We start from the raw sequence: 22,864 nt of genomic DNA on the forward strand, positions 1-22,864 counted from the left end.
TGGCTTTTAACACACTGTTGAGTTCTCAAGAAACGGACGCGTACTTCCTCACCAGAACCCGTTCCCGGATCCCCGCTCAGAGGCGTTCATTTCGTATCTTAATCTTAGCAGGCCCGCCGATTTCGTGTCAAATCCGGAGACTTGAACAAACCGGGCCAAACCTGTCTAGGATTGGATGCCTCGCTTCCGAGGCAACCCTCGTAACTTACCGTGTCATCCGGCACTTGTCGAATCAACCGATTATTCGGCGTGGTTCGGGCGCCAGAGGACAACCCATGCCAAAGCGCGGTGAAGCGCCTCGACCGAGGTGGCTTGTCATCTCAAGGGGCTTGTCCTGGGGCCCGTCCGCCTGATCGGCGTCCGGCTCGCTCCCGGGACGAAGTGAAAGATTAGGTCGCGATCCGCGACACGTCAAATCGACGGGCGGGAGCATGGCGGAACGCGGGATGACAGTGCTCGTCACGCGTGCCGCGCGAGCCATCGTCGGCGAGGGCCGGCTCGCCAGCGGGGGGTGGGGGGCGATTGGCGCGGTGGGAGGGAGTGATCGGCGAGTTCGAAAGGGGGTTGGAGACGGGCGGTAGGGGGTGAGAGTGAGGTCGGCCCGATGTGGCGGAGGCAGTGGGGTGGGGTGGCTCGTTCGGGGTCCGGGGAACGGGAGAGTCTGCAGTACTTGCTGCTCTGCGGTGCGGGGTTCTGTTCTGTGGCTGGGCTCCAGCGCGTTCGCGACGAAGGCAGTGACTGACGTGTGGATGCGGTGGTGAGGTCAGGTCGCTCGGACGGCTACCGGGGTCAGAGTGCAGGGCGGGGGTTCGGAGGGGCGCGTATTCTGCCCCGGTGACCACTGCCGCCACAATTGCCCCCTCGGTTCGACCTGCGACCCGTCTGCGTTCCTCTGCCCCTTGGTGGATGGCTTTGGTCGCGGGGGCGGTGGCGTTCTCGGGGACGGGGGCGGCCACCCTGAACGGTGACGAGCTGGCCACCATCAGCGCGGCTTCCCGGTCACTGGCGGGGTTGTGGGAGTTGGCCCGGAACATCGACGGGCACTTCCTGCCGTACTACCTGTTCATGCACTTCTGGATTAAGGCCGGCACGGCTGAGCTGTGGTTGCGGCTGCCGTCGGCGGTGGCGATCGGGGTGGCGGCCTGGTTCCTCGCCGACCTCGGCAGGCGGCTGCACAGTGTGCGGGCGGGCGTGATCGGGGCGGCGCTGTTCGCGATCCTGCCGTCCGTTTCCTATTACGGGGCTTTCGCCAGGTCGTACGCGTTTGCGGCGGCCGCGGTGGTGTTCTCGTTCTGGGCGCTGCACCGGGCGGTGGAGCGGCCGGGCGGGCGGCGGTGGGTGGCGTACGGGGTGGCGGTGGCGCTGGTGTGCTGCACGCATCTGTTCGCGGTGCTGGCGCTGCCCGCGCACCTCGCCCTGGCGCGGCGTGGGGTGCTGGTGCGGATGGCGGTGGCGCTGGGGATCGGAGGTCTGCCCGCGGTGGTGCTGGGACTGGTCGGGTTCGGGGAGCGGCACGCGATCAGCTGGATCCCGCAGCGGGGGCCGGAGGTGTGGCTCAAGTTCCCGAAGATGGCGGCGGGCTCGACCGGGGCCGGGGTGCTGCTGTTCGCGGTCGCGCTGGCCGGTGCGGTGGTGCTCTGGAAGTCGACGGCGGGCCGTGATCGGGTGCGCGACGACGGGATCCGGTCGGCGGGGGCTGGTCAGGCGTGGGGGCACGGTGACGGTACCGCCGGGCCTGACCAAGGGTGGGGGCATGGTGACGGTTCCGTGGGGGCTGAGCAGGTGTGGGGGCGTGGTGACCGTTCCGCCGGCCCTGACCGGATGCGGGGGCAGGGTGACGGTCCCCCGGGGGCTGAGCGGGTGCGGGGGGAGGGTGGCGGTTTCGCGGGGCTTGATGCGGTGGCCGGGGACGGTGGTCGGTGGGCTGTCGCGGGGGTGGGGTGGCTGGTGTTGCCGCCGCTGCTGCTGCTTGCGGTCTCGCAGCTGGTGACGCCGGCGTACGTGGACCGGTACCTGTTCGTGACGGCGCCCGCGCTGGCGTTGCTGGCGGGGGTGGCTGTGGCGGGGGTGCCGCGGTTCCCGGTGCCGGCGGGGGTGGCCCTCGTGCTGGTGGGGGGTGTGCTCGCGGCTTCCGAGCATGTGACGGTACGCGAGGAGAACGGGCGGTTCGAGAACATCCCGTGGGCGTTGCGAGTGGTCAAGGCGGAGCCGGAGGACGCGATCGTGTACGGGCAGAGTCAGCTCCGGGCCGGGTTCGACTACTACGCGGACGCGGCGATGCCGGACGACGTGCTGAAGACGGGTGACGTGCCGGATGCTGACGGGTTCGGCTACCCCGAAAGGTCGGAGGTCGCGGCGGCGTTGAAGGGGCGCGATCGGGTCTGGGTGGTGTGGCGGGGCACCAAGCAGGCGGGGTTGCAGGGCGACTCCGTGCCGCGGGTGGCGCAGGTGAGGCAGGCGGGGTTCGAGCCCGTGTCGGTCAAGCACTCGGCGGATCTGCCGGGGCTGACGGTGGCCCTGTTCGAACGGAAACCAGAACGGAAACCAGCGCGGACGCCGACCCGGACGTCAGCGCGGAAATAGGACAGGCGGCCTCCCGGGGAACCCGCCTCGCCATGGGCAGTGGGCCTTGCAGGGCTCGCCTCGCCATGGGCAGTGGGCTCTCGCATGGCTCGCCTCGCCATACGGCAAGTGGCCCCGCAGGAGATCGTCTCGCCATACAAAGAGTGGGCCCCGCAGGGATCCTCCCGGCCATACGAAAGCGGGCCCCGCAGGGCCCGCCGAGCCAAACGGAAGGCGAGCCCCGTAGGGCCCGCCTCGCCGGTCGTGATCAGGCGACCTCGACGCCGCCGATCGACTTCTTGCCGCGGCGCAGGACCATGAACCGGCCCGCCAGCAGGTCGGACGCCTCGGGGACGTACGCCTCGTCGGTGATCTTGACGTTGTTCAGGTAGGCGCCGCCCTCCTTGACCGCGCGCCTGGCCGCCGACTTCGACTCGACCAGCCCGCTGTCGGCCAGCAGGTCGACGAAGGATGCCCCGAGCTCGGCGACGGTGGCCTTGGGGACCTCCGCCAGGGCGGCCTGCAGCGTGGCGGCGGGCAGGTCCTCCAGCGACCCCTGTCCGAACAGCGCCTTCGACGCGGCCATGACCGCTTCCAGCTCGGCGCGGCCGTGGAGCAGCTCGGTGAGGTCTTCGGCCAGCGTGCGCTGGGCCTCGCGGGCGAAGGGACGCTCGGCGACCGCCTTCTCCAGCTCTTCGATCTCCTCGCGGCTGCGGAACGTGAACACCTTGAGGTAGTGGATCACGTCGCGGTCGTCGGAGTTGAGGAAGTACTGGTAGAAGGCGTACGGGGAGGTCATCTCGGGGTCGAGCCAGAGCGCGCCGCCCGCCGTCTTGCCGAACTTGGTGCCGTCGGCCTTGGTGATCAGCGGCTGGGTCAGGACGTGCACGTGCCCGCCCTCGATGCGGCGGATCAGGTCGGCGCCCGCCGTGATGTTGCCCCACTGGTCGCTGCCGCCGATCTGCAGGGTGCAGTTGTAGCGGCGGAACAGCTCCAGGTAGTCGTTGGACTGCAGGATCTGGTAGCTGAACTCGGTGTAGCTGAGCCCCTCCCCCGCGAGCCTGGCGGAGACCGACTCCCTGGCGAGCATGCGGTTGACCGGGAAGTGCTTGCCGATGTCGCGCAGGAAGTCGATGGCGCTGAGCTCACCGGTCCAGTCGAGGTTGCTGACCAGGCGGGCCGGGTTGGACTCCGCGTCGAAGTCGAGGAACTTGCCGACCTGGCCGCGCAGGCGCTCCACCCACTCGGCGACGATCTCGCTGGAGTTGAGCGAGCGCTCGGTGTTGCGGCCGCTCGGGTCGCCGATCAGGCCGGTGGCCCCGCCGACCAGGCCGATCGGGTTGTGCCCGGCGAGTTGCAGGCGGCGCAGCGTGAGCAGCGGCACGAAATGGCCGATGTGCAGGGACGGCGCTGTGGGGTCGAAACCGGAGTAGACCGTGATCGGTGCCTTGGCCATGGACGCGCGCAGGGCGTCGAGGTCGGTGGACTGGGCGATCAATCCTCGCCACGCGAGGTCGTCGATGATGTCGGTCACGGTGATGTGGCTTCCCTGAGTCGGAGTCGGTGCCTTTAGCCTGCCCGATCGGTGTGCCGGCGCGCCACTTGGATACGCTCGGTGTCCATGTGGAGGGTCCGTCGCGAGCTGGCCGTTTTCAAGATCTTAGGGGCTCTGGCGTGCGCCGGGCTCGCCGTCTTCTGGTGGGTGGCCGGGGACGTGCGCGGGGTGATCCTCGCGGTGCCGGCGGCCGTGCTGGTGGGCGGGATGGGGCTGCGCGACGTGCTGGTGCCGGTGCGGCTGTCGGCCGACGCGGACGGGATCACGGTGGTGCACGGGTTCGCCGGCCGGCGGCGCGTGCCGTGGGCGGCGGTCGAGGACGTCACGGTGGACGTGCGCAGGCGGTTCGGGCTGCGCAGCGAGATGCTGGAGATCGACACCGGCGACCACCTGCACGTCTTCAGCGCTCACGAGCTGGGCGTCTCCCCCACGGAGGTGGCCGCGGAGCTGCGCCGGCGCGGCACGTGAGCCCGGTACGGCGAGACGGTCGGGTCGCCGTCGATCCAGAACCGCCATGGGGTCTCCTTGGCGGTCGAGACGCCGGTGCGCGGGCCTGACCTGATCGTGCCGGGGTCGGCGGGCCGGCCTTCGAGCATGGCGGCCGACCCGTGGGGCAGGCCGGTGAGCCGGGTGGCGTGCTCCTGCCCCTGGCCGGTGAGCCAGGTCGCGTGCTCCGGCCCGTGACCGAAACGCCCGGAGTGCCCGGTGAGGGGATCGAGGGCGGCGGGTGCGCCTTCCCAGATCGCGTCGAGGCCGTTGTGCTCGCGCAGCAGGCCCAGCGCGACGGCCAGCCGGGCGGGGCCGCGGGCGAGGTCACGGTCCGGCACCCGCCCGCCCCGGCCGCCGGCGGGGGTGCGGCGGGTGCGGGCCTCGTCCAGGCCGGCGACGATCTCGCCGGCACGGACCAGCACGGCCGAGCCGTGGCCCTCGGGCAGGCAGACGAGGTTCGCGCAGAAGTGCATGCCGTAGGTGAAGTACACGTACAGGTGGCCGGGCGGGCCGAACATGACGGCGTTGCGGGGTGTCCTGCCGCGGTAGGTGTGGGCCGCCGGGTCCTCGCCGGGGCCGCCGTACGCCTCGACCTCGGTGAGCCGCACGGCGACCGGGCCGTGCACGAGGACGCGTCCGAGCAGGTCGGGCGCGACCTCGTGCGAGGGCCGGTCGAAGAAACCCCGCGGCAGCGGCGCGGCGCTCAGCTGCCCGAGGCCCATGCCGCCTGCGCGTCGACCGCCTCGCGCAGGGCGACGAGCTGGTCGCGTACGCGGTCGGGCGCGGTGCCGCCGTGGGCCTTGCGGGCCGCCAGCGCGCCGGGCACGTTGAGCACGTCGCGGACGTCGGGCGTCAGGTGCGGCGAGACCTTGGCCAGCTCGTCGTCGGTCAGGTCGCCGAGGTCCTTGTCGTTGACCTGGCACCAGACCACCAGGTGGCCGACGGCCTCGTGCGCGTCGCGGAACGGCACGCCGCGCCGCACCAGCAGCTCGGCCAGGTCGGTGGCCAGGGCGAAGCCGTCGGGCGCCGAGGCCTCCATGCGGGCGGTGTTGACGCGCATGGTCGCGACCAGCCCGGCCATCGCGGGCAGGACGAGCAGCAGCGTGTCGACCGAGTCGAACACCGGCTCCTTGTCCTCCTGCAGGTCGCGGTTGTAGGTCAGCGGCAGGCCCTTGAGCGTGGTGAGCATCGACATGAGGTTGCCGATCAGGCGGCCGGACTTGCCGCGGGCCAGCTCGGCGACGTCGGGGTTCTTCTTCTGGGGCATGATCGACGAGCCGGTGGAGTAGGCGTCGTCCATCTCGATCCAGCGGAACTCCTGCGAGGCCCACAGGACGATCTCCTCGCCCAGCCGGGACAGGTGCACGCCGATCATCGCCGCGTCGAACAGGAACTCGGCGGCGAAGTCGCGGTCGGCGACGGCGTCCATGGAGTTGGGCGCGGCGGCGGAGAAGCCGAGCTCCTCGGCCACGGCCTGCGGGTCGAGCGGCAGCGAGGAGCCCGCCAGGGCGCCGGAGCCGAGCGGGGAGACCGCGGCGCGCTTGTCCCAGTCGGTGAGGCGGTCGATGTCGCGGGTGAAGGCGTGGACGTGGGCCAGGAGCTGGTGGCCGAAGGAGACGGGCTGGGCGTGCTGCAGGTGCGTCATGCCCGGCGCGGCGGTCTCGGCGTGCTGCTCGGCCTGGGCCATCAGCGCGGTCTCCAGCTCGACCAGGCGGGAGACGATGCTGCGCACGTGGTCGCGGAGGTAGAGGCGCAGGTCGGTGGCGATCTGGTCGTTGCGGCTGCGGCCCGCGCGCAGCTTGCCGCCGAGCGAGCCGAGCCGCTCCAGCAGGCCGCGCTCCAGCGCGGTGTGCACGTCCTCGTCGGCCACGGTCGGGCGGAACTCGCCCGCCTTGCAGGCGGCCTCCAGGTCGTCGAGCGCGCCGATCATGCGCTCGAGCTCCTCGTCGCTCAGCAGCCCCGCCCTGTGCAGCACGCGGGCGTGCGCCCTGGACGCCGCCAGGTCGTACGGCACCAGCCGCCAGTCGAAGTGCACGCTCACCGACAGCCGGGCCAGCGCGTCGGACGGACCGCTCTCGAAGCGCCCGCCCCACAGCCGCATCGGCTTGCCATCACTCACCGTCATCTCCTCCATTTCCCACGCGACCATAGTGCAATTCAGCCCTTCTTTGCGTCAGGGGCGGCCGCGATCCCGGCGACCGGTTCAGCCACGCCGGTCCGCCACGCGCAGCAGCGCCTCGGCGACGGCCTGGCCGCCCGCCGGATCCCGGCTGATGACGAGGATCGTGTCGTCGCCCGCCACGGTGCCGAGGATCGACTCCCAGTCGGCGTGGTCGATGGCGGAGGCGAGGAACTGGGCGGCGCCCGGCGGGGTGCGGACCATGACCAGGTTGGCCGAGGCCTCGGCGGCCACCAGCAGCTCCTCGGCGATGCGGTGCAGCCGCGCCGCCGGGGTCTCGCCGCCGCCGCCGGTCCTGGTGAGCGGGATGCGGTCGCCGCCCTCGCCGGGCAGCGCGTACACCAGGGAGCCGTCGTCGGCGCGCAGTTTGAGCGCGCCGAGCTCGTCCAGGTCACGGGAGAGGGTGGCCTGGGTGACCTCGACGCCGCTCTCGGCCAGCAGCTTGGCCAGCTCCGGCTGGGAGCGCACGGCCTTGCGCTGCAGCAGGTCGGTGATCTTCGCCTGCCGCGCGGCCTTGGTCATCGGGATGGTCATCCGCGGGTCACCAGCCAGTGGAGCAGGGCCTTCTGGGCGTGCAGCCGGTTCTCCGCCTGGTCCCACACGACGCTGGCCGGCCCGTCGAGGACGTCGGCGGTGATCTCCTTGCCGCGGTAGGCGGGCAGGCAGTGCAGGACGATCGCCTCGGGCGCGGCGTGCTCCAGCAGCCCGGCGTTCACCTGGTACGGCGCGAACGCCGCCGCCCGCTCCTGCTCGCCGCTCTGTCCCATGGACACCCACGTGTCGGTGGCGATCACGTGCGCCCCTTGGACGGCGGCGGCCGGGTCGGTGATCGCGACCACCGATCCGCCGGTCCTGGCCGCGACGGCGGCGGCCTGGCCGAGGATCACCGCGTCGGGCTGGTAGCCGGCCGGGGCGGCGATCCGTACGTGCATGCCGGCCGTGGCGCCGCCGAGCAGGTAGGAGTGGGCCATGTTGTTGGCGCCGTCGCCGACGTAGGTCAGCGTCAGCCCGGCCGTGCCGCCCAGCCGCTCGCGGACGGTCTGCAGGTCGGCGAGGATCTGGCAGGGGTGGAAGTCGTCGGTGAGCGCGTTGACGACGGGCACCGCCGAGGCGGCGGCCATCTCCTCGACCAGTCGCTGCCCGGTGGTGCGCCACACGATGGCGGCCACCTGGCGGTCGAGCACGCGGGCGATGTCGGCGGTCGGCTCGCCCCGGCCCATCAGCACCGCGACGTTGTCCACGACGAGCGGCAGGCCGCCGAGCTCGCCGATGCCGGTGTGGAAGGAGACGCGGGTGCGGGCCGAGGGCTTGTCGAACAGGACGGCGACGGTCTTCGGGCCCTCGAACGGCCGGTAGCCGAACCGGTCCTTCTTCATCGCGGCGGCCAGGTCGAGGACCTCCGTCTGCTCCTCGGGGCTCAGGTCGTCGTCCCTCAGGAAGTGCCTGGTCACGCCGACGCCTCCGCAAGGATCGTGGGGAACGCCTCGACGAAGGCGGTCACCTCCTCGTGGGTGACCACGAGCGGCGGCGCGAGGCGTACGGCGTCCGGCTGGAGGGCGTTGACCAGGAAGCCCGCCTCGGCGGCGGCCTGCTGCACCCGCGCGGACCGCTCCTCCGTCAGGACGGCGGCCAGCCACAGCCCGCGCCCGCGCACGCCCTTCAGCAGCGGGTGGCGGACCGCCTCCAGGCCGCCGCGCAGCCCGGCGGCGACCGACTTGACGTGGTCGAGGTCGAGGTTGTCCAGCACGGCCAGCGCGGCCGCGCACGAGACGGGGTTGCCGCCGAACGTCGAGCCGTGGTCGCCCTTGTCGAACAGCCGGCCGGCCTCGCCGAACCCGACGCACGCGCCGATCGGCAGGCCGCCGCCGAGGCCCTTGGCCAGGGTCAGGATGTCGGGGGTGACGCCGTCGGCCTGGTGGGCGAACCAGTGGCCGGTACGGCCGATCGCCGACTGGATCTCGTCGGCGACCAGCAGCGCGCCGGTGGCGTCGCAGATCTCGCGGGCGGCCTCGAAGTAGCCCTCGGGCGGCGGGACGACGCCGGCCTCGCCCTGCGTCGGCTCCAGGAACACCGCGATGCAGTCGCCGGTCACCGCCTCCTTGAGCGCGTCGGCGTCGCCGTAGGGGACGAAGCGCACGTCGACGGGGAACGGGCCGAACTGGTCGCGGATGGCCTTCTTGCCGGTCAGCGACAGGGCGCCGATCGTCCGGCCGTGGAAGCCGTTCTCGGCGGCCACGAAGTAGGAGCGGCCCTCGCGCTTGCCGTACTTGAGGGCGAGCTTGTAGGCGGCCTCGTTGGCCTCGGTGCCGGAGTTGGCGAAGAAGATCCGGGCGGGCGCGTTGAGCAGGCCGAGCAGCCGCTCGGCGAGCAGCACCTCGGGCTCGTGCAGGAACAGGTTGCTGGTGTGGGCGAGCGTGGCGACCTGCTTGGAGACGGCCTCGACCAGGGCGGGGTGGGCGTGGCCGAGCGAGCTGACCGCGATGCCGCCGATGAAGTCGAGGTACTCCTTGCCGTCGACGTCCCAGACGCGGGTGCCCTCGCCGCGGGCCAGGGCGATCGGGGGGACGCCGTAGTTGGGCATGAACGCCTGCTCGAACCGCTCGTGGAGGCTCATGAGGGCATCACCATGGTTCCGATTCCTTCGTTGGTGAAGATTTCCAGCAGCATCGAGTGGGGCACGCGGCCGTCGAGGACGTGCGCCTGGGGCACTCCCCCGCGCACGGCGGTCAGGCACGCCTCCATCTTGGGGACCATGCCGCTGGACAGCGTGGGCAGCAGCTTCTCCAGCTCGTCGGCGTCGAGCTGGTCGATCACGTCGGTGTCGTCGGGCCAGTTGGCGTACAGGCCCTCGACGTCGGTGAGGACGATCAGCTTCTGCGCGCCGAGCGCCACGGCCAGCGCGGCGGCCGCGGTGTCCGCATTTACGTTGTAGATCTCTCCGTCGACGCCGGCGGCGACGCTGGAGACGACCGGGATGCGGCCGTCGTCGATCAGCGCGCGCACCGCGCCGGGATCGACCTTGACGATCTCGCCGACCTGGCCGATGTCCACCGGCTCGCCGTCGACCAGCGCGGGCTTGCGCTCGGCGGTGAACAGGCAGGCGTCCTCGCCGGACATGCCGACGGCGAACGGGCCGTGCCGGTTGACCAGGCCGACGATGTCGCGGCCCACCTGCCCGACCAGGACCATCCTGACGACCTGCATGGCCTCGGGCGTGGTGACGCGCAGGCCGGCGGTGAAGGTGGACTCGATGCCGTGTCTGTCGAGGGCGCTGCTGATCTGCGGGCCGCCGCCGTGGACGACGACCGGGCGCAGGCCGGCGTGGTGCAGGAACACGACGTCCTCGGCGAAGCCCTCCTTGAGGGACTCGTCGGTCATGGCGTTGCCGCCGTACTTGATGACGACGGTCGCGCCGTGGAAGCGGGTCAGCCAGGGCAGCGCCTCGATCAGCGCCTCGGCCTTGGTGGCCGCGGTGACGGCCCTCACGAGGAGTACGCCGAGTTCTCGTGGACGTACTCGGCGGTCAGGTCCGTGGTGTGGATCGTGGCGCTGTGGCGGCCGGCCGACAGGTCGATGGTGATCGTCACGTCCCGGGGGCGCATGTCGACCTTGGAGCGGTCGTCGCCGACGGAGCCGTCGCGGCAGATCCAGATGCCGTTGATGGCGACGTTGACGCGGTCGGGCTCGAAGGCGGCCTTCGTCGTGCCGACGGCGGCCAGGACGCGGCCCCAGTTGGGGTCCTCGCCGTGGATGGCGCACTTGAGCAGGTTGGACCGGGCGACGGTGCGGCCCACCTCGACGGCGTCGTCCTCGGAGGCGGCGCCGACGACCTCGACGGCGATCGCCTTGGAGGCGCCCTCGGCGTCCACGAGCAGCTGCCTGGCCAGGTCGGCGCAGACCTCCTGCACCTTCTGCCCGAACTCGGCCAGGTCGGGCCTGACCCCGGCGGCGCCGCTGGCCAGCAGCAGCACGGTGTCGTTGGTGGACATGCAGCCGTCGGAGTCGAGCCGGTCGAAGGTCGTCGCCGTGGCGGCGCGCAACGCCGTGTCGAGCTCCTCGCTGGTCAGGTCGGCGTCGGTGGTGATCACGCAGAGCATGGTGGCCAGGGCGGGGGCGAGCATGCCGGCGCCCTTGGCCATGCCGCCGACCATGTAGCCGTCGGCCCGCTTGAAGGAGATCTTGGAGACGGTGTCGGTGGTGCGGATGGCGTCGGCGGCGGCCAGGCCGCCGTCGCGGGAGAGCTGGCCCGCGGCGGTCTGGACGCCGGTCAGCAGGGCCTCCATCGGCAGCCGCTCGCCGATCAGGCCGGTGGAGCAGACCGCGATCTCGCCGGCGCTGTCGCCGATGACCTCGGCGACCTTCTCGGCGGTGGCGTGGGTGTCCTGGAAGCCCTCGGGGCCGGTGCAGGCGTTGGCGCCGCCGGAGTTGAGCACCACCGCGCGCAGCCGCCCGCCCGCCAGGACCTGCTGCGACCAGAGCACGGGAGCGGCCTTGACGCGGTTGGCGGTGAAGACGCCCGCGGCGGCGCGGCTGGGCCCGTCGTTGACGACGAGGGCCAGGTCGCGGGCGTCGCCGGACTTGATGCCGGCGGCGATGCCCGCGGCCCGGAAGCCCAGTGGGGCGGTGACACTCATGGAGCAACTCCTGTCAGGGGAAGGCCGAGCTCTTCCGGCAGGCCGAGGGCGAGGTTGACGCTCTGGACGGCGCCTCCGGCCGTGCCCTTGGTGAGGTTGTCGATGGCGATGACGGCGACCACGCGGCCGGCGCGCTCGTCGAGCGTCACCTGGAGTGCGGCGGTGTTGGCGCCGTACGTCATGGAGGTGGCCGGCCAGACGCCCTCGGGCAGGAGCCGGACGAACGGCTCGGCCTTGAGCGCGACCTCGTAGGCGGTGCGCAGCGACTCGCGGGTGAGGCCGGGGGCGGCGGGGGCGGTGCAGGTGGCCAGGATGCCGCGGCTCATGGGGGCCAGGGTGGGGGTGAAGGAGACGCGTACCGGGGCGCCGGCGACGGCGGACAGCCCCTGCTCCATCTCGGGGGTGTGGCGGTGGACGCCGCCCACGCCGTACGCGCTGACCGAGCCCATGACCTCGCTGCCCAGCAGGTGGGCCTTGGCCGCCCTGCCCGCGCCGCTGGTGCCGCTGGCGGCCACCACGACGACGTCGGGACCGGCCAGGCCCGCGGCGAAGGCGGGCCACAGGGCCAGCAGCACCGAGGTCGGGTAGCACCCGGGGACGGCGACGCGCCGGGCCGTGCGCAGCACCTCGCGTTGGCCGGGCAGCTCGGGCAGGCCGTAGGGCCAGGTGCCGGCGTGGTCGCCGCCGTAGAACTCCTGCCAGGCCGCGGGGTCGGCGAGCCGGTGGTCGGCGCCGCAGTCGACCACGATCGTGTCCTCGCCGAGCTCGGCGGCGACGGCGGCCGAGTGGCCGTGCGGCAGCGCGAGGAAGACCACGTCGTGCCCGGCGAGCACGCCCGGCGTGGTCTCCTCCAGGACGCGGTCGGCGAGCTGCGGCAGGTGCGGCTGGTGGGCGCCGAGCAGGCTGCCGGCGCTGGAGGCCGCGGTGAGCGCGCCGATCTCGAACTCGGGATGGCCGAGCAGGAGGCGGAGCAGCTCACCTCCGGCGTAGCCGCTGGCTCCCGCGATCGCTGCTCTCATCCGGCCCTCCTGCATATTCATGCACCCTGTCTCATGACCTTGCTTGTGAAGATGATGCACTCAAGAGGATGATTATGCAAGCCGGGACGGCCCGCGCCGGTGACGGGTCCATGTCCCAGTCCTTTCCAGGCCAATCCCAAGTGGCGGGCGGGATGCTGCCGGGCATGAGCGACTTCCTGCCCGATCTCACCTTCGTCACCCCGTCGCGCGGGCCCGGTCCCGGGCCGTTCGGGCGCGCCGTCATCGTGCTGCTGTGGGTGGGGATCTGCGTGCTGCCGGCGGTGCTGTCGGTCCAGGACTTCCGGCTGGCCACCGGGCGGACCGGCACGCCGGGGACGCTGACCGTGCTCTCCTGCGCCGACCTGGGCCAGGGGCGTTACGACTGCAAGGGGCGGTTCACGCCCGACTCCGGCGGCCCGTCCGTCCCGGTGGACGCCTCCCCCGACTCCGCGGCGGGCGACGTGACGCGGGCGCAGCTCACGCCCGAGGGCGACCGGGCGGCGCCGGCCGGGACCAGGGGCGTGCTGGCCGCGATGGCCCTGCCCGCGGTGGGGCTGGGCGGGATCGGGTTCCTGCCCTACGTGCTGCTCTACTGGGCCGGGGCGGGGCGGCGGGCCAGGCGGGCGGCCGTAGCGGCGGGAAGCGCCGTCACCGCCGCCGGGGCGCTGCTGATGGTGGTGGGGGTGGTGGCGGCCTACTCGTGAGGCCGCCACCATGGCTCACCTGAGGAAGGCGGCGGCGACGCCCGCGTCCACCGGGACGTGCAGGCCCGTGGTGTGGGTCAGGTCGGAGCCGGTGAGCGCGTAGACCGCGGCGGCCACGTGCTCGGGCAGGACCTCGCGCTTGAGCAGGGTGCGCCGGGCGTAGAACTCGCCCAGGCGCTCCTCCTCCACGCCGTACACCGCCGCGCGGTTGGCGCCCCAGCCGGAGGCGAAGATGCCCGAGCCGCGCACCACGCCGTCGGGGTTGACGCCGTTGACGCGGACGCCGTGCTCGCCCAGCTCGGCGGCCAGCAGGCGGACCTGGTGGGCCTGGTCGGCCTTGGCCGCGCCGTAGGCGACGTTGTTCGGCCCGGCGAAGACGGCGTTCTTGGAGGAGATGTAGACGATGTCCCCGCCCATCGCCTGATCGATCAGCACCCGGGCGCATTCGCGGGAGACCAGGAACGAGCCGCGCGCCATCACGTCGTGCTGCAGGTCCCAGTCGTCCAGGCTGGTCTCCAGCAGGGAGCGCGACAGCGACAGGCCGGCGTTGTTCACCACCAGGTCCACGCCGCCGAAGGCGAGCGCGGCGGCCCGTACGGCGGCCACGACCTGCTCCTCGGAGGTGACGTCCACCTCCACGGCCACCGCGACGTCGGAGGCCCGGTACGCCCCGGCCCCGATCTCGGCGGCGACCTTCCCGGCGGCGGCCTGGTCGCGGTCGGCGAGCACCACGCACGCGCCCTCGGCGGCCAGCCGCCGCGCGGTGGCCGCGCCGATGCCCGAGCCCGCGCCGGTGACCAGCGCCACCCGCCCGGCCAGCGGCTTCGGCTTCGGCATCCGGCGCAGCTTGGCCTCCTCCAGCTCCCAGTACTCGATCCGGAACTTCTCCGACTCCGGGATGGGCGCGTAGGCGGAGACGGACTCGGCGCCGCGCATGACGTTGATCGCGTTGACGTAGAACTCGCCGGCCACGCGGGCGGTCTGCTTGTCCTTGCCGAAGGAGAACATGCCGACGCCGGGCACCAGCACGATCGCCGGGTCCGCGCCGCGCATCGGCGGCGAGTCCGGGGTGGCGTGGCGCTCGTAGTAGGCGGTGTAGTCGGCGCGGTAGGCGGCGTGCAGCTCGCGCAGCCGGGCGACCGCCTGGTCCAGGGGCGCGTCCGGCGGCAGGTCCAGGACCAGCGGGGCGACCTTGGTGCGCAGGAAGTGGTCGGGGCAGGACGTGCCGAGCGCGGCCAGGCGCGGGTGCTCGGCACGGGAGAGGAAGTCCAGCACCTCCGGGGTGCCGGTGTAGTGGCCGACCTGCCGCGCGTCGGAGGAGGCCAGCCCGCGCACGACCGGGAACAGCGCGGCGGCCCGCGCGTGCCGTTCGTCCTCGGGCAGCGGCTCGTGGAGCACCGGCCCGAACGGGTCGGGGCGGCCGTTCGCGGCCAGGTACTCCTCGGCGGTGCGGATGATCTCCAGGGAGCGGGCCTCGCACTCCTGCGAGGTGGCGCCCCAGGCGGTGATGCCGTGGCCGCCGAGCACGCAGCCGATGGCCTGCGGGTTGGCCTCCTTGACGGCGGCGATGTCCAGGCCGAGCTGGAAGCCGGGCCGCCGCCAGGGCACCCACACCACGCGGTCGCCGAAGACGCGCCGGGTCAGCTCCTCGCCGTCGCGGGCGGTGGCCAGGGCGATCCCGGCGTCGGGGTGCAGGTGGTCCACGTGGGCGGCCTCGACCAGGCCGTGCATGGCGGTGTCGATCGAGGGGGCGGCGCCGCCCCTGCCGTGCAGGCAGTAGTCGAAGGCGGCGACCATCTCGTCCTCGCGCTCGACGCCGGGATAGACGGCGGCCAGCGCGCGCAGGCGGTCCAGGCGCAGGACGGCCAGGCCCGCCTCCTTCAGCGTGCCGAGGTCGCCGCCGGAGCCCTTGACCCAGAGCAGGTCGACGTCCTGGCCGGTGACCGGGTCGGCGGCGCGGCCCTTGGCGGAGGTGTTGCCGCCGGCGAAGTTGGTGTTGCGCGGGTCGGCGCCCAGGCGGTGGGAGCGGTCCAGGAGCTCGTTGATGACGTCCATGATGGTCAGGCCCCCCAGCCGGCCTGCGTGCCGCCGACGCGCTCGGCAGCGATTTTCTCGAAATATCCGGACTTGGCGTACGCGGCCATCGGGTCGGGCGCGAGGCCCGTCTCCTCGCGCAGTTCGGCGAGCAGCGGCCGCACGTCGGTGTTGTAGGCGTCCATGAGCACGGCGTTCGCGGCCAGCACGTCTCCCCCGGTCTGGGCGGCGGCCAGCGCGTCCCGGTCGACGAGCAGGGCCTTGGCGGTGGCCTCCTGGACGTTCATGACCGAGCGGATCTGGCCGGGGATCTTGGGCTCGATGTTGTGGCACTGGTCGAGCATGAACGCCACGCCCGCCGCCAGGCCGCCTCCGCGCACGACCTCGTACATGATGCGGAAGAGCTGGAACGGGTCGGCCGCGCCCACCATGAGGTCGTCGTCGGCGTAGAAGCGGGAGTTGAAGTCGAAGCCGCCGAGCTTCCCCTCGCGCAGCAGGAACGCCACGATGAACTCGATGTTGACGCCCGGCGCGTGGTGGCCGGTGTCCACGACGACCTGCGCCTTGGGGCCGAGCCTGAGGCAGTGGGCGTAGGCGGTGCCCCAGTCGGGCACGTCGGTGGTGTAGAAGGCGGGCTCGAACAGCTTGTACTCCAGCAGGAAGCGCTGTCCCTCGCCGAGCCGGGCGTACACCGCCGACAGCGCCTCGGCCAGGCGGTCCTGGCGGGCGCGGATGTCGTCCTGGCCGGGGTAGTTGGTGCCGTCGGAGAACCAGAGCTTGAGGGTGTCCGAGCCGGTGGCGTCCATGATGTCCACGCACTCCAGCAGGTGCGCCAGCGCCTTGCGGCGGACCGCCGGGTCGGGGTTGGTGACGCTGCCGAGCATGTAGGCGTCGTCCTGGAAGACGTTGGAGTTGATCGCGCCGATGCCGACGCCGAGCTCGCGGGCGTGGGCGGCCAGGTGGCCGTAGTCGGCCACCTTGTCCCACGGGATGTGCAGGGCGACCGTGGGGGCGACGCCGGTGTGGGCGTGCACCTGGGCGGCGTCGGCCAGTTTCTCGTACGGGTCGCGCGGCACGCCCCGCTGCGCGAACACCTTGAACCGGGTGCCGCTGTTGCCGTACGCCCAGGAGGGCGTCTCGATGTGCAGCGCGCGCAGGGCGGCCTTGATGTCAGTGGTCATGACTTCCCGATCAGTCCAGGTGGAACACTTCGTCCAGCGGCCGCATGCCCTCGTCGGGCCGGCCGTCGAGGTCTTCGAAGAAGGGCGCCATCTCGGCCTGCCAGCGGGCGTTGACCTCGGTGGCCTCCATCGCCTTCCTGGCGGCCTCGAAGTCGGCGGTCTCCAGGTAGCCGACCAGCAGGCCGTCGTCGCGCAGGAAGAGCGAGTAGTTGTGCCAGCCGGCGCGGCGCAGCGCGTCGAGCATGTCCGGCCAGACGGCCCGGTGGCGTTCGCGGTACTCCGCCAGCCGCTCGGGACGGACCTTGAGCAGGAAGCAGACGCGTCGCACGGTCACCCCTCTTCAAAACGTTTTAATCTGTCGCGGAGGAAACTACGAGCACACGGGGGCGCTGTCAATGCGTCGCCTAGTCAGATCGGCGGCACTGGCCAACTTCTCGTTGGTACGTTTTAATGTGGCGCCATGGCCATGGTCAGCATCAAGGACGTCGCCGCCCGCGCCGGCGTCTCCCCCGGGACGGTCTCCAACGTCCTGAACAGACCGGCGAAGGTCGCCCAGGCGACCCGCGAACGGGTGGAGGCCGCGATCCGGGAGCTCGGCTTCGTCCGGCACGGCTCGGCCTCGACCCTGCGCGCCGGCCACAGCAGGACGATCGGCCTGAGCGTCATCGACATCGGCAACCCGTTCTTCACCGAGGTCGCCGCCGGGGTCGAGGACGTCGCCAGCGAGCTGGGCTACGCGGTGATCCTCGGCAACTCGGCCGGCTCCCCGGACAAGGAGGAGCGCAACCTCGGCGTGCTGGCCGAGCAGCGGGTGCGCGGCGTGCTGATCACCCCGTCCGGCGAGGACCCGGCCCGGCTGGACCGGCTGCGCGAGCGCGGCATCAGCGTCGTGCTCGTCGACCATCCGGCCCACCGGCCCGACCAGTGCGCGGTCGCGGTGGACGACGTCGCGGGCGGCCGGGCCGCGGTGCGGCATCTGCTGGCCAGGGGCGGGAACGGCGTCGCGTACGTGACCGGGCCGCTGACCATCCGGCAGTGCGCCGAGCGGCGGCGGGGCGCGGCGCAGGCGCTGGCCACGGCCGGGCTCGACCCCGCCTCGCTGCGGGTGGTCGAGGCGGCCGCGATGACCGCCCGCGCGGGCGAGCAGGCCGCCGCCGACCTGATGGCGGACGGCCTGCCCGAGGCCGTGTTCTGCGCCAACGACCTGCTCGCGCTGGGCGTGCTGCGGGCCCTGCTGCGCGCCGGGGTGCGGGTGCCCGACGACGTGGCGCTGATGGGCTACGACGACATCGAGTTCGCCGCCGCCTCGGCCGTGTCGCTCAGCTCGATGCGGCAGCCGACGTACCAGCTCGGCCGCATCGCCACCGAGCTGCTGCTGGACGAGTGCGACAACCCGGCCGAGCACGCCCACCAGCACATCATGTTCCAGCCCGAACTGGTCGCGAGGGAGTCCACCCAATGAGCCGATTCGCCGCCGTGGACCTGGGCGCCTCCAGCGGCCGGGTGCTGGTCGCCGACCTGTCGGACGGGCTCGCCACGTCCGTGGTCCACCGCTTCCCCAACGGCCCGGTCCGCCTGGCCGGCCGCCTCCACTGGGACGTCCTGGGCCTCTACCGCGAGATCCTGGCCGGTCTGCGCGCGGCCGGGCCGGTCACCTCGATCGGCGTCGACTCCTGGGCCGTCGACTACGGCCTGCTGGACGAGACCGGCGCGCTGCTCGGCAACCCGGTCCACTACCGCGACGACCGTACGCGGGGGGTGGCCGGGCAGGTGGCCGAGCTGATCGGGGCCGAGGCGCTGTACGCGGTGTCCGGGTTGCAGGTGCTCCCGTTCAACACGATCTACCAGCTCCTGGCCGACCGGCTGGACGGGGCCGCCACGATGTTGCTCGTCCCCGACCTGATCGGCTACTGGCTGACCGGCGAGATCGGCGCCGAGGTGACCAACGCCTCGACCACCGGCCTGCTCGACGTGCGCACCCGGTCCTGGGCGGTGCCGCTGATCGACCGGCTGGGCCTGCCGGAGGGGATCTTCCCCCCGTTGCGGCAGCCGGGCGAGCCGATCGGCGGGGTGCGCCGCGACGTCGCGGCGGAGATCGGCTTCTCGGCGCCGGTGCGGGCGGTGGCCTCGCACGACACCGCCTCGGCCGTGGCCGCCGTGCCGGCCGCCGGGCCCGCGTTCGCCTACGTCTCGTGCGGCACCTGGTCGCTGGCCGGGGTGGAGCTGCCCGCCCCCGTGCTCACCGAGGCGGGCCGGGCGGCCAACTTCACCAACGAGGCCGGGATCGACGGCACCGTCCGCTACCTGCGCAACGTCATGGGGCTGTGGCTGTTGCAGGAGTGCCTGCGGGCCTGGCCCGGCTCCTCGCTGGACGACCTGCTGGCGGCGGCGGCGCGCGAACGTCCGTTCGCCGCCGTGGTGGACCCCGACCTGCCGGTGTTCCTGCCGCCGGGCGACATGCCCGCGCGGATCGCCGCCGAGTGCCGCCGCACCGGGCAGCGTCCTCCCTCGACGCCGGCGGGCATCGTGCGCTGCGTGCTGGAGAGCCTGGCGCTCGGGCACCGCAACGCGATCCGGCAGGCGATGGAGCTGTCCGGCCGCGAGGTGGAGGTCGTGCACCTGGTGGGCGGCGGGTCGCGCAACGAGCTGCTGTGCCGGTTCACCGCCGACGCCTGCGGGCTGCCGGTCGTGGCCGGGCCGGCCGAGGCGACCGCGCTCGGCAACGTCCTGGTGCAGGCGCGCACGGCCGGGCTGGTCGCCGACCTGGCCGGGATGCGCGCGCTGGTGGCCGACACGCAGGAGTTGCGCCGGTACGAGCCCTCCGGCGACGCCGCCGCCTGGACGGAGGCCGCCGCCCGCCTGGCCTGACGCCATCTGTCCCCCAAGCACGCCTTTGACCTGGGACTTCGGGTTTCCTCCTGCCTGCGAAGGGGAGGACCGGAACCGGGGGGCACGGGCGCCGGGGGGAACGATGCCGAGCAAGGAGCGGGTGCTGCGGCTGCTGTCGCAGGGGCTGGACTACGCCGAGATCGCCAGGTTGCTGGGCGTGCCCGCGGGGCGCGCGTACCTGATCGCGACGGGCGTGCCGGCCGACGGGAGCGACGCGGTGGCACGCCGGCGGGGACGGCCCGGCCTGCTGGCCGGGCGTACCCAGCACCTGGTCAACCCGCGCGAGGTCGGGCCGGTCGAGCGCGGCGACGTGCGCGCCTGGATGCGCGAGCGGGCCTGGAGCGACCGGCGCATGCGCCAGACGGGCGCGTGAGCGGCATGGGGTTCTCCTGGCCGCTGCTGCGGCAGCTCACCGGCAAGGACAAGCTCGGCCGGGCGGCCGCGGTGAAGTCGCCGCGCACGGGCGCGCACCCGGCCCGGACGGCCGCCGCCGACCGCGTGGTCAAGTCGGTGTGCCCGTACTGCGCGGTGGGCTGCGCCCAGAACGTCTACGTCCGTGATGAGAAGGTCGTGCACATCGAGGGCGACCCCGACTCCCCGATCAGCCGGGGCCGGCTGTGCCCGAAGGGCGCCTCCAGCCTCCAGCTCACCACCGGCGAGGACCGGCTGCGCAAGGTCCTGTACCGCCCGCCGTACGCCGCCGACTGGCAGGAGCTCGACCTGGAGACCGCCATGGACATGGTGGCCGACCGGATCATCGCCACCCGCCGGGCGACCTGGGAGTGGGAGAACAAGGGCCGCCGGGTGGCCCGCACGATGGGCATCGCCAGCCTGGGCGGCGCGACGCTGGACAACGAGGAGAACTACCTCATCAAGAAGCTGCTCACCGCGCTCGGCGTGGTGCAGATCGAGAACCAGGCGCGGGTGTGCCACAGCTCGACCGTGGTGGGGCTCGGCACGTCGTTCGGGCGCGGCGGGGCCACGACGTTCCTGCAGGACCTGCAGCACTCCGACTGCGTGCTGATCCAGGGGTCGAACTTCGCCGAGGCGCATCCGGTCGGGTTCCAGTGGGTGATGGAGGCCAAGGCCCGCGGCGCGGTGGTCATCCACGTGGATCCGCGGTTCACCCGTACCAGCGCGCTGGCCGACCTGCACGTGCCGATCAGGGCGGGCTCGGACGTGGCCTTCCTCGGCGCGATCGTCAACCACGTGCTGGAGAACGAGCTGTTCTTCCGCGACTACGTCCTGCACTACACCAACGCGGCGACCATCCTGCGCGAGGACTACCGCGACGCCGAGGACCTCGACGGCCTGTTCTCCGGCTTCGACGCCGAGAACCGCTGCTACGAGGACGACACCTGGCAGTACGAGGGCATGCACACCGTCGCGGCCTCCGGCGAGCGGGACGAGGACTACGACCGCCCGGCGGGCAGCCTCCCGGCCGGCCGCGCCGAGGTGCAGGGCGGCACCGGCGTCCCGCTGGGCGGCGAGATGCGGCGGGACGAGACGCTGCGGCACCCGCGCTGCGTGCTGCAGGTGCTGCGCCGCCACTTCGCCCGCTACACGCCGGAGATGGTCCAGCAGGTGTGCGGGGTGCCGCCGGAGCTGTTCGCCCAGGTCTGCCGCCACCTGACGGAGAACTCGGGGCCGGAGCGGACCGCCGAGTTCGTCTACGCGGTGGGCTGGACGCAGCACAGCGACGGCGCCCAGTTCATCCGCACCGCCAGCATCCTGCAGCTCCTGCTGGGCAACATCGGCCGCCCCGGCGGCGGCATCCAGGCGCTGCGCGGGCACGCCAGCATCCAGGGCTCCAGCGACATCCCGACGCTGTTCAACCTGCTGCCCGGCTACATCCCGATGCCGCACGCCCACGAGCACGAGAAGATGCGCGAATTCCTGCGCGCCGACGCCTCCTGCCGCGGCTTCTGGGCCAACATGCCCGCCTACCTGGTGAGCCTGCTGAAGGCGTGGTGGGGGCCGGCGGCCACGCGCGACAACGACTTCCGCTTCGACTACCTGCCGCGCCTGACCGGCTCGCACAGCACGTACGACACGGTGCTCGCGCAGCTCGACGGCACCTGCAAGGGCTACCTGCTGCTCGGCGAGAACCCGGCCGTGGGCTCGGCCAACTCCCGGATGCAACGCCTGGGCATGGCCGAGCTCGACTGGCTGGTGGTGCGCGACCTCAACCTGATCGAGAGCGCCACCTGGTGGAAGGACGGCCCCGAGATCGAGACGGGCGAGCTGACCACGTCCAGGATCGGCACGGAGGTGTTCTTCTTCCCCGCCGCGGCCCACACCGAGAAGAGCGGCAGCTTCACCAACACCAACCGCTGGTTGCAGTGGCACCACCGGGCCGTCGAGCCGGCCGGCGACGCGCGCAGCGACCTGTGGTTCATGTACCACCTCGGGCGCATCATCCGGCAGAAGCTGGCCGGTTCCGCCGACCCGATGGACCGGCCCCTGCTCGACCTCACCTGGGACTACCCCGTCGAGGGCGAGACGGCCGAGCCGGTCGCCGAGGCGGTGCTCGCCGAGATCAACGGCTGGGACGCCGAGGGCCGCCCGCTCGACGCCTACACCCAGCTCAAGGACGACGGCTCGACGGTGTGCGGCTGCTGGATCTACTGCGGCGTGTACGCCGGCGGCGTCAACCGGGCCGCCCGCCGCAAACCGGCCGCCGAGCAGGACTGGGTGGCCGCCGAGTGGGCGTGGGCGTGGCCGGCCAACCGGCGGGTGCTCTACAACCGGGCCTCGGCCGCGCCGGACGGCCGTCCGTGGAGCGAGCGCAAGAAGCTCGTCTGGTGGGACGCGGGCGCCGGCCGCTGGACCGGGCTCGACGTGCCGGACTTCGAGGAGCGCAAACCGCCGTCCTACCGGCCGGAGCCGGGGGCGCAGGGACCGGCGGCGCTGTCGGGCATCGACCCGTTCATCATGCAGGCCGACGGCAAGGGCTGGCTGTTCGCCCCCTCGGGCGTGGTGGACGGCCCGCTGCCCAGCCACTACGAGCCCCAGGACTCGCCGGTCGCCAACCCGCTCTACGGGCGGCAGCGCAACCCGGCCCGCAAGCTCTACCGGCACGAGGACAACCGTTACCAGCCGAGCGGGGCCGAGCCGGGCGCGTCGGTCTACCCGTACGTGGTGACCACGTACCGGCTGACCGAGCACTTCACGGCAGGGGGCATGAGCCGGCACACGCCGTACCTGGCCGAGCTGCAACCGGAGATGTTCTGCGAGGTCTCGCCCGAGCTGGCCGCCGAGCGCGGGCTCGTGCACGGCGAGTGGGCCACGATCATCACCGCGCGCAGCGCCATCGAGGCCCGCGTGCTGGTCACCGACCGGATGGCGCCGCTGCACCTGGACGGCAAGGTCCTGCACCAGATCGGGCTGCCCTTCCACTTCGGCCCCAACGGCCTGGCCACCGGCGACGCGGCCAACGAGCTGTCGGCCATCTCGCTCGACCCCAACTCCCACATCCAGGAGGTCAAGGCCCTGTCGGCGGACATCCGCCCCGGGCGCAGGCCGCGCGGCCCGGCCCTGCCGGAACTGGTGCTGGCCTACCGGCGGCGGGCGGGCGTGACCGAGCACACCGGAACGGAGGTGTGAGCCGTGGCCTTC

The 22,864-nt window shown here is 72.6% G+C and carries 19 protein-coding genes; 7 read left to right on the forward strand and 12 right to left on the reverse strand.

Annotated features, from left to right (window positions below; genetic code table 11):
- Positions 1-906: 906 nt before the first annotated feature.
- Positions 907-2,583 (forward strand): glycosyltransferase family 39 protein, encoded by a 1,677-nt coding sequence (locus tag AB0J46_RS42630; RefSeq protein WP_364340783.1) that lies wholly within the window; start codon positions 907-909, stop codon positions 2,581-2,583.
- A 247-nt stretch (positions 2,584-2,830) separates the two neighbouring features.
- On the opposite strand, the gene tyrS is transcribed toward AB0J46_RS42630, so the two are convergent.
- Entirely contained in the window at positions 2,831-4,096 is a 1,266-nt protein-coding gene (gene tyrS / locus AB0J46_RS42635) for a tyrosine--tRNA ligase (protein WP_364340785.1), read from the reverse strand.
- Between the two features lie 87 nt (positions 4,097-4,183).
- On the opposite strand from tyrS, the gene AB0J46_RS42640 reads away from it, so the two are divergent.
- On the forward strand, positions 4,184-4,585 hold the full coding sequence (locus tag AB0J46_RS42640) for a PH domain-containing protein (protein ID WP_364340787.1): 402 nt from the start codon (positions 4,184-4,186) through the stop codon (positions 4,583-4,585).
- Here AB0J46_RS42640 and AB0J46_RS42645 read toward each other — a convergent pair.
- From AB0J46_RS42645 to argC, 8 genes are all read right to left on the reverse strand, one after another.
- The gene (locus AB0J46_RS42645) at positions 4,525-5,328 is read right to left on the reverse strand and encodes a DNA-3-methyladenine glycosylase (protein WP_364340789.1); all 804 of its coding nucleotides are present in this window, start codon (positions 5,326-5,328) and stop codon (positions 4,525-4,527) included. The two genes, AB0J46_RS42640 and AB0J46_RS42645, sit on opposite strands and share 61 nt — an antisense overlap.
- Positions 5,310-6,731, reverse strand: coding sequence for an argininosuccinate lyase (gene argH / locus AB0J46_RS42650; protein WP_364340791.1), 1,422 nt, complete (start codon positions 6,729-6,731; stop codon positions 5,310-5,312). Before argH ends, AB0J46_RS42645 begins: the two co-directional genes overlap by 19 nt.
- A gap of 78 nt (positions 6,732-6,809) precedes the next feature.
- Positions 6,810-7,319 (reverse strand): arginine repressor, encoded by a 510-nt coding sequence (locus AB0J46_RS42655; protein WP_352330310.1) that lies wholly within the window; start codon positions 7,317-7,319, stop codon positions 6,810-6,812.
- Positions 7,316-8,236: an ornithine carbamoyltransferase gene (gene argF / locus AB0J46_RS42660; RefSeq protein WP_364340793.1), complete on the reverse strand. Its 921-nt coding sequence runs from the start codon at positions 8,234-8,236 to the stop codon at positions 7,316-7,318. The genes AB0J46_RS42655 and argF overlap by 4 nt, the downstream gene beginning before the upstream one ends.
- Positions 8,233-9,399, reverse strand: coding sequence for an acetylornithine transaminase (locus AB0J46_RS42665; RefSeq protein ID WP_364340795.1), 1,167 nt, complete (start codon positions 9,397-9,399; stop codon positions 8,233-8,235). The genes argF and AB0J46_RS42665 overlap by 4 nt, the downstream gene beginning before the upstream one ends.
- Complete coding sequence (gene argB / locus AB0J46_RS42670; protein ID WP_364340797.1) at positions 9,396-10,271, reverse strand: acetylglutamate kinase; 876 nt, start codon at positions 10,269-10,271, stop codon at positions 9,396-9,398. The genes AB0J46_RS42665 and argB overlap by 4 nt, the downstream gene beginning before the upstream one ends.
- Positions 10,268-11,419, reverse strand: coding sequence for a bifunctional glutamate N-acetyltransferase/amino-acid acetyltransferase ArgJ (gene argJ / locus AB0J46_RS42675; RefSeq protein WP_352364964.1), 1,152 nt, complete (start codon positions 11,417-11,419; stop codon positions 10,268-10,270). The genes argB and argJ overlap by 4 nt, the downstream gene beginning before the upstream one ends.
- A complete protein-coding gene (gene argC, locus AB0J46_RS42680) occupies positions 11,416-12,438 on the reverse strand; it encodes an N-acetyl-gamma-glutamyl-phosphate reductase (protein WP_364340799.1) in 1,023 nt (340 codons plus the stop codon). The genes argJ and argC overlap by 4 nt, the downstream gene beginning before the upstream one ends.
- 164 nt (positions 12,439-12,602) lie before the next feature.
- Here argC and AB0J46_RS42685 point away from each other — a divergent pair, with 164 nt between their 5' ends.
- Positions 12,603-13,142 (forward strand): hypothetical protein, encoded by a 540-nt coding sequence (locus tag AB0J46_RS42685; protein WP_364340801.1) that lies wholly within the window; start codon positions 12,603-12,605, stop codon positions 13,140-13,142.
- A 15-nt stretch (positions 13,143-13,157) separates the two neighbouring features.
- Here AB0J46_RS42685 and AB0J46_RS42690 read toward each other — a convergent pair whose 3' ends face one another.
- Genes AB0J46_RS42690 through AB0J46_RS42700 form a run of 3 tightly spaced genes read right to left on the reverse strand, consistent with a single transcriptional unit; the run spans position 13,158 to position 16,685 of the window.
- Positions 13,158-15,197 (reverse strand): bifunctional aldolase/short-chain dehydrogenase, encoded by a 2,040-nt coding sequence (locus AB0J46_RS42690; protein ID WP_364340803.1) that lies wholly within the window; start codon positions 15,195-15,197, stop codon positions 13,158-13,160.
- A 5-nt stretch (positions 15,198-15,202) separates the two neighbouring features.
- The gene (rhaI, locus tag AB0J46_RS42695) at positions 15,203-16,357 is read right to left on the reverse strand and encodes an L-rhamnose isomerase (RefSeq protein ID WP_364340805.1); all 1,155 of its coding nucleotides are present in this window, start codon (positions 16,355-16,357) and stop codon (positions 15,203-15,205) included.
- Between the two features lie 10 nt (positions 16,358-16,367).
- A complete protein-coding gene (locus AB0J46_RS42700; RefSeq protein WP_364340807.1) occupies positions 16,368-16,685 on the reverse strand; it encodes an L-rhamnose mutarotase in 318 nt (105 codons plus the stop codon).
- Positions 16,686-16,817: 132 nt separating this feature from the next.
- On the opposite strand from AB0J46_RS42700, the gene AB0J46_RS42705 reads away from it, so the two are divergent.
- From AB0J46_RS42705 to fdh, 4 genes are all read left to right on the forward strand, one after another.
- On the forward strand, positions 16,818-17,819 hold the full coding sequence (locus tag AB0J46_RS42705; RefSeq protein WP_364340809.1) for a LacI family DNA-binding transcriptional regulator: 1,002 nt from the start codon (positions 16,818-16,820) through the stop codon (positions 17,817-17,819).
- Complete coding sequence (locus AB0J46_RS42710) at positions 17,816-19,225, forward strand: rhamnulokinase family protein (RefSeq protein ID WP_364340811.1); 1,410 nt, start codon at positions 17,816-17,818, stop codon at positions 19,223-19,225. The genes AB0J46_RS42705 and AB0J46_RS42710 overlap by 4 nt, the downstream gene beginning before the upstream one ends.
- 103 nt (positions 19,226-19,328) lie before the next feature.
- Positions 19,329-19,619 carry a hypothetical protein gene (locus AB0J46_RS42715; RefSeq protein ID WP_352364948.1) on the forward strand — a complete coding sequence of 97 codons (291 nt, stop codon included), beginning with the start codon at positions 19,329-19,331 and terminating at the stop codon, positions 19,617-19,619.
- A gap of 5 nt (positions 19,620-19,624) precedes the next feature.
- Positions 19,625-22,852: a formate dehydrogenase gene (gene fdh, locus AB0J46_RS42720; protein ID WP_364341005.1), complete on the forward strand. Its 3,228-nt coding sequence runs from the start codon at positions 19,625-19,627 to the stop codon at positions 22,850-22,852.
- Positions 22,853-22,864 lie beyond the last annotated feature (12 nt).

Origin of the sequence: Nonomuraea sp. NPDC049758, from assembly GCF_040674635.1 — a bacterium.
In the GTDB taxonomy this organism is placed as follows: Bacteria; Actinomycetota; Actinomycetes; order Streptosporangiales; family Streptosporangiaceae; genus Nonomuraea.